This window comes from Anabaenopsis tanganyikae CS-531, from assembly GCF_029891675.1.
Classification (GTDB): domain Bacteria; phylum Cyanobacteriota; class Cyanobacteriia; order Cyanobacteriales; family Nostocaceae; genus Anabaenopsis; species Anabaenopsis arnoldii.
The window spans coordinates 1-5,983 of sequence record NZ_JANQDF010000023.1; the positions used below are offsets into that span (position 1 = coordinate 1).

Consider the following 5,983-nt stretch of genomic DNA (forward strand, 5'->3'; position numbering starts at 1 on the left):
CTGGGTGACTTGGTTTAATAACATGACGCTCAATCAGCTTCATTTTGTAACTCCTGAGTGATACGTTCTGTTTTTCTCTTTACTGTTCTTAACCCATAAATCCTTGCACTAAAGCATATTGGGTTAACCTTTCAGCTTGTCTTTCTAAGTTGTCTTTTGAACCATTATCAGAAACACGGCAGTAGATAGTTACAACTTTGTTAGGGTTTTGGTTGGTTTCAGGTAGATTAATAATTATGGTTCCTGTAGGTTATTGATAACCTGTGATTACGCCGGATTTGTACCAACGCCACGCAGTTCTATAACTTATCCCTACGCAGTTCTATAACTTATCCCTACCTTTTTTGCATAATCAGATAGTTTCATTCATTTAATGATCGTACACTCATAATTATATTATACTACAAATGTACATAAATGACTATAAATTCATTAAATTATTGTAGACCTGGAAATTCAGCACACAGTCCTACAAATTCTTGATCCTCCGTTGACCAAGTAACTCTATAGGTGTAGTGGTCGTGGTTAACCATCTTTCATTTCCTCAATTTTTTCAATCGCGCCCAAAACCTGCTTTACCTGATAAACCTTTGCTTTGCCATTTTTTTCTTGAATGTTAATGCGCGGAGTTCCAGACCAGGGTGTTTTATAGACCAAAAATAATGATTGCAAACCTTGACTAAATCGGCAAAGTTGACATTCTGAGGATTGTTTCTCAACTGAGCAAGGAGTTTCTCTATTTGTGCCATACGTCTTTTTTAATCGTTAACGTAATGACAGCTTTAAACAGCAAGTTGGTATTAACTTCTTTATATTAGTATTAATAGTAGTACTATGTCAAGGGTCAAGATTTATTGATCGGGCGTACAACCCCATCCCCTTGTGGGTGGGGCGTTTGACCCAACTAATAACCTATCGCATAGTGACAAATTCCTCAGCCGAGGTGGGATGAATACCGACTGTGGCATCAAAATCGGCTTTAGTAGCACCCATCTTCAGGGCGATCGCCACTCCTTGTATAATTTCAGCAGCGCTATTACCCACCATATGCGCCCCTAAAACCTTGTTATTACTTTGATCAACCACTAATTTCATCATGGTTTTTTCATCCTTACCAGGCAATGTATAATACATTGGTCTAAAGCGACTGCGGTAAACTTTAATCGCATTACCATACTTTGCCCTAGCTTGGGCTTCAGTTAAGCCAACCGTTGCCGCCTCTGGAGTAGTAAAAATTGCTGTAGGTACATTTTCGTAACTCATCCTACGGCACTTATTACCGAATACCGTATCTGCAAAGGCTCGCCCCTCATTAATCGCCACGGGAGTTAAATTAATATTATCTGTACAATCTCCTACCGCATAGATATTTTCTTCAGTAGTTTGACTGTATTGATCTACAATAATCGCGCCTTTACTATCGAGCTGAACCTGAGTATTTTCTAAACCTAACTTTTGCGTGTTGGGTTTACGACCAGTAGCTGCTAAACTGACCACATCCACAACTACCGTTTCCTCCTCCTCATCACCCCGACGAATTTTGACGTTAATACCCTCTGGGGTTTTTTCTATAGCAGTCAATTGGGAATTGGGGAGAATTTGAATACCATGCTTACCCATTCCTTCCTGAATTTCATTGCGTAAATCTTCATCAAAACCACGCAAAATCTTGTCATGACGAATTATCTGGGTAACTTCGCTACCCATACCATTGAGAATACAAGCAAATTCTGAACCGATGTATCCCCCCCCTAAAATTACTATGCGTTGAGGTTTTTCCTGCAAATGAAAAATATCATCGGAAGTAATAGCGTGTTCAATTCCGGGAATATCTGGCTTAATAGGATAACCACCTACTGCAATTAAAACTTTATCAGCAGTAACTTGACGCTCCCCCACCTGAATTGTATGAGCATCAATAAATGTACCGTATCCTTCCCAGAGTTCAACTTGCGAATTATCCAGCATCTTTTGATAAATACCATTGAGGCGAGTTACTTCATTGTTAACCGCCGTGATCATCTTTTCCCAGTCCAGGGAACTTTCCACCGCACTCCACCCATATCCTTGAGCTTCTGCAAACAACTCAGGAAAATGGGATGCATAGACCATTAACTTTTTAGGGACACAGCCACGATTTACGCAGGTTCCGCCTAGTCGGTCAAACTCAGCCACCCCTACCTTAGCTCCATATTCCGCCGCACGTCTAGCGGTGGCAATACCACCAGACCCAGCACCAATTACAAATAAGTCGAAATCGTAACTCATGTGTCCCTCAAATTTTAGATTTCAATCTGGGGAAAGGGCAATGCCCAATTCCCAGTCCCTTAAAATATTACACACCAGTAGGAGTTTTAAGCTCCTTTGAGGTAATTGAGCATGGTATCTGCATCGGAAACTTCAAATGGGTCTGTAGGACAGTTATCCTCGTAACCAGGCTCAATGAAAATCTTTTCAATTTTGCAGTCATTCACTACCATTGAGTAGCGCCAAGACCGCAGACCAAAGCCCAGGTTAGACTTATCAACTAACATCCCCATTTTACGGGTAAATTCACCATTGCCATCGGGTAATAAAAATACCTTATCAGCCCCTTGTTGCTTACCCCATTGGAACATAACAAAGGCATCATTCACAGATACACAAATGACCTCATCAATACCCAGGGCTTTGAATTGGTCATACAGTTCTTCATAACGGGGAAGGTGAGAAGTAGAGCAAGTGGGGGTAAAAGCTCCAGGTAGTGAAAATACTACTACACGCTTACCACCAAAAATATCTTGTGTGGTGCGGTCTTGCCAACGGAATGGGTTTGGTCCACCAATCGACTCGTCACGCACCCGGGTTTTAAAGACAACATTGGGAACTTTTTCGATCACAGCCATAGTAATATTATCATCACTTAGAACTATATCAGAATAATTCTTATTTAGGAAAATTTCAATAGTTATAAATACTTAAATATTCAATTAGTGAACACATAATACTAATTTATTACTGGCGGTGACTATAATAGGGACATCGTTAAAATGAAAAATGTAGCCGCAAATATGCAACAAGAGGCACACACAATTATTCAAACCTTGAAATCAAAGGGTTTGAGGGTGACTCCTCAGAGGTTCGCAGTTTATGCAAATTTGTTATCTCGGTGTGATCACCCTACAGTTGAGACCATCCTGGCGGATCTCAACAAAGACTTTCCCGTATCATCCCAGGCGACCATTTACAGTTCTCTACAAGCTCTGCGAGAGGTGGGTCTTGTCCGGGAGGTATTACTAGAAGAGGGGGTTTGTCGCTATGATGCCAATGTAGAACCCCATCATCACTTTTACTGTAGTCGATGTGGTGCCATTGAAGATATTCCTTGGGAAACCTTTCAATGTATAGATATAAACAACATAGGTAATGGTATACACTGTGAAAGCTATGAGGTGATTGTTAGGGGTTGGTGTGATGGCCGGCGAGGACATCTGTGCCCCAAAGAATAAATAATTACTCCAGAATGATTGAAACATCCTGGAGATTACTTTTTTAAACCACAGTTACAGCTACTTCCTGGCGCAGTTGTTCTACTAATTGATGCAAGTTACCTGTATTGAGACGATAACTCAGAGGATGAGCAATCAACCGCGCCGTACTTTCATACAAGGTAGTAATTTCTACTAAACCATTTTCCCGTAGAGTCCGCCCAGTAGAAACTAAATCGACAATCGCCTCTGACATTCCTGTAATGGGGCCTAGTTCCACTGAACCATACAGGGGTACAATTTCTATAGGTAGGTCTAGACTATGGAAATATTCACGAGCGCAATTAACATACTTAGAAGCAACTCGACCATGGGGAGGTAAATCTAAAGGTGATTTATAGGCACTAGATGCTTTGACAGCCACCGACATTCGACAATGACCAAACTGTAAATCAACTAAATGTGCAACTTGGGGTTTTTTCTCCCGCAGCACATCATAACCAATAATCCCTAACTGTGCCTGACCATATTCTACATATACAGGTACATCTTGTCCCCGCACCAGTAGCCCTGTGGCTCGCCCACTAGCGTCGGGAATTTGCAGTTGACGCATTCCAGAATCTAAAAAAGCGCTAAAATCCAATCCTACACACTTGAGTAGGCGGATGCTATTTTTGAGTAGTTCCCCTTTGGGCAATGCTACAGTTAACATTTTCTTTTTGCCAGTTAATTTATCTTGAGAATATCTTGATTGCTTACCATAAGCAGCATGAGAATTTTATTAGTTGACGATGAAATTGAACTGACTGACCCCTTAAGTCGCCTGTTAACCCGCGAGGGTTACTATGTGGATATAGCTTATGATGGTGTCATAGGTAGCCAATTTGCCGCCGTAACTACCTATGATTTACTGATTTTAGATTGGATGCTACCAGGGAAAACAGGTTTAGAGATTTGTCAGGAATTGCGCCGCCAAGGTAAAATTACACCGGTACTATTTCTCACAGCCAAGGACACCCTAGATGACCGTGTACAAGGTTTAGATGCGGGTGCGGATGATTATTTAGTCAAACCCTTTGAACTGCGAGAATTATTAGCACGAGTTAGGGCTTTATTGCGTCGTGCTGGTTCCCCCACCCATGAAACCAGTCCTGGACGCTTGATCGCGGCTGATTTACAACTAGATTATCAAAATCAAGTGGCTTATCGTCAAGGACGGGTGATTGAGTTATCTCAAAAAGAAACTCAGCTGCTAAAATACTTTATGGAAAATACAGGAAACCTACTCACCCATACCCAGATTTTACAAAATCTCTGGCAGCAAGATCAAGAACAGCCAAACAGTAATGTGATCGCTGCTTTGATTCGCCTACTGCGGCGTAAAATTGAGGTCACCAAAGAACAACCACTCATTCATACTGTTTACGGGAAAGGCTACCGTTTCGGAAGTTAAACCTCAAGTTTTTTATTTGCATTTGTAGTTTTTCTCGCAGCTGTTGTGCTTGCTCATAGATGGCTTGACGTTTTTGGACTGGTTTGATTTTTTCTAGAGGTTGGATCAAGTAAGTTAACTGCGCCATTGTTGCACAGCCGTTTTTAAATCACCAGTCAACCAATGATAAAACTGGGGATATATAGATATATATGGGTAAACGTGGTAATAACTCCCACCCCGCAGATTGTAAAATGGCTTTTAAAGCCTGTTCCTCCCCATGGGGATAATGACAAACAGTATGTAACAGTGCTGGGGTTAACTGTTCGAGCATCAAACCCATGGAAACATTAACATTTTTTAGCTGTTGCATCTCGGTAAAACTCAGGATTCCCACATTAGTATGTGGTAAAAATCCCATATCATATATATCCCAAAGTTTTTACCCCACCCTAACCCTCCCCTTAATCAGGGGAGGGGACTAGATTTATGTTTACACTCTAGTGTTACCCAGTAAAAGGGTTAAATCCTTACAGAGTAAGGGTTTAAGACTTATGTTAAGTTTTTTGTAAAAATATTTGTCAAAATACTTTACAAATCGAAACAATTGATTTAGTATGTAAACAACAGGTACAAACACTTACCTGATTCATACATACATAACCGCAATCATAAACAAATGACCACAACCTTACAACAGCGCCAAAGCGCCAACGTATGGGATCGCTTCTGCGAATGGATCACCAGCACCGAAAACCGGATTTATATCGGTTGGTTCGGAGTCCTCATGATCCCCACCCTCCTAGCTGCTACCACCTGCTTTATTATCGCCTTCATCGCTGCTCCTCCTGTAGACATCGATGGGATCCGCGAACCAGTAGCTGGCTCCTTAATCTACGGAAACAACATCATCTCTGGTGCAGTTGTTCCTTCCTCCAACGCTATCGGCTTACACTTCTACCCCATTTGGGAAGCAGCTTCCTTAGATGAGTGGTTGTACAACGGTGGTCCTTACCAGTTGGTAATTTTCCACTTCCTGATTGGCGTAGCTTGCTACTTAGGACGTGAGTGGGAACTATCCTAC

The 5,983-nt window shown here is 41.5% G+C and carries 7 protein-coding genes and 1 pseudogene; 3 read left to right on the forward strand and 5 right to left on the reverse strand.

From position 1 onward, the window contains the following. Window positions 1–525: 525 nt before the first annotated feature. The 3 genes from NWP22_RS02440 to NWP22_RS02450 form a co-directional block, all read right to left on the reverse strand. Window positions 526–672: a hypothetical protein gene (locus NWP22_RS02440; protein ID WP_280801466.1), complete on the reverse strand. Its 147-nt coding sequence runs from the start codon at window positions 670–672 to the stop codon at window positions 526–528. 240 nt (window positions 673–912) lie between these two features. Further along, on the reverse strand, window positions 913–2,268 hold the full coding sequence (gene gor, locus NWP22_RS02445; RefSeq protein WP_280801467.1) for a glutathione-disulfide reductase: 1,356 nt from the start codon (window positions 2,266–2,268) through the stop codon (window positions 913–915). Window positions 2,269–2,354: 86 nt separating this feature from the next. Further along, window positions 2,355–2,885 carry a peroxiredoxin gene (locus tag NWP22_RS02450; protein ID WP_271730886.1) on the reverse strand — a complete coding sequence of 177 codons (531 nt, stop codon included), beginning with the start codon at window positions 2,883–2,885 and terminating at the stop codon, window positions 2,355–2,357. A gap of 165 nt (window positions 2,886–3,050) precedes the next feature. Here NWP22_RS02450 and NWP22_RS02455 point away from each other — a divergent pair, with 165 nt between their 5' ends. Next, complete coding sequence (locus tag NWP22_RS02455; protein ID WP_280801470.1) at window positions 3,051–3,488, forward strand: Fur family transcriptional regulator; 438 nt, start codon at window positions 3,051–3,053, stop codon at window positions 3,486–3,488. Window positions 3,489–3,531: 43 nt separating this feature from the next. Here NWP22_RS02455 and hisG read toward each other — a convergent pair whose 3' ends face one another. Further along, window positions 3,532–4,179, reverse strand: a complete 648-nt coding sequence (gene hisG / locus NWP22_RS02460; protein WP_280801468.1) for an ATP phosphoribosyltransferase — start codon at window positions 4,177–4,179, stop codon at window positions 3,532–3,534. A gap of 57 nt (window positions 4,180–4,236) precedes the next feature. Here hisG and rppA point away from each other — a divergent pair, with 57 nt between their 5' ends. Beyond that, window positions 4,237–4,920, forward strand: a complete 684-nt coding sequence (rppA, locus tag NWP22_RS02465) for a two-component system response regulator RppA (RefSeq protein ID WP_280801469.1) — start codon at window positions 4,237–4,239, stop codon at window positions 4,918–4,920. A 214-nt stretch (window positions 4,921–5,134) separates the two neighbouring features. Here the strand turns inward: rppA and NWP22_RS02470 are convergent. After that, window positions 5,135–5,320: pseudogene (locus NWP22_RS02470) on the reverse strand (7,8-didemethyl-8-hydroxy-5-deazariboflavin synthase subunit CofG); the annotation flags it as partial. A 258-nt stretch (window positions 5,321–5,578) separates the two neighbouring features. Between NWP22_RS02470 and NWP22_RS02475 the strand changes: the two are divergent. After that, the coding region (locus tag NWP22_RS02475; RefSeq protein ID WP_483413506.1) for a photosynthetic reaction center family protein at window positions 5,579–5,983 on the forward strand (405 nt) is incomplete at its 3' end.

Coding starts and splice junctions, on each gene's coding strand:
- gor (WP_280801467.1), bottom strand. CDS start 2,268: ATGAGTTACGATTTCGACTTATTTGTAATTGGTGCTGGGTCTGGTGGT.
- NWP22_RS02450 (WP_271730886.1), bottom strand. CDS start 2,885: ATGGCTGTGATCGAAAAAGTTCCCAATGTTGTCTTTAAAACCCGGGTG.
- NWP22_RS02455 (WP_280801470.1), top strand. CDS start 3,051: ATGCAACAAGAGGCACACACAATTATTCAAACCTTGAAATCAAAGGGT.
- hisG (WP_280801468.1), bottom strand. CDS start 4,179: ATGTTAACTGTAGCATTGCCCAAAGGGGAACTACTCAAAAATAGCATC.
- rppA (WP_280801469.1), top strand. CDS start 4,237: ATGAGAATTTTATTAGTTGACGATGAAATTGAACTGACTGACCCCTTA.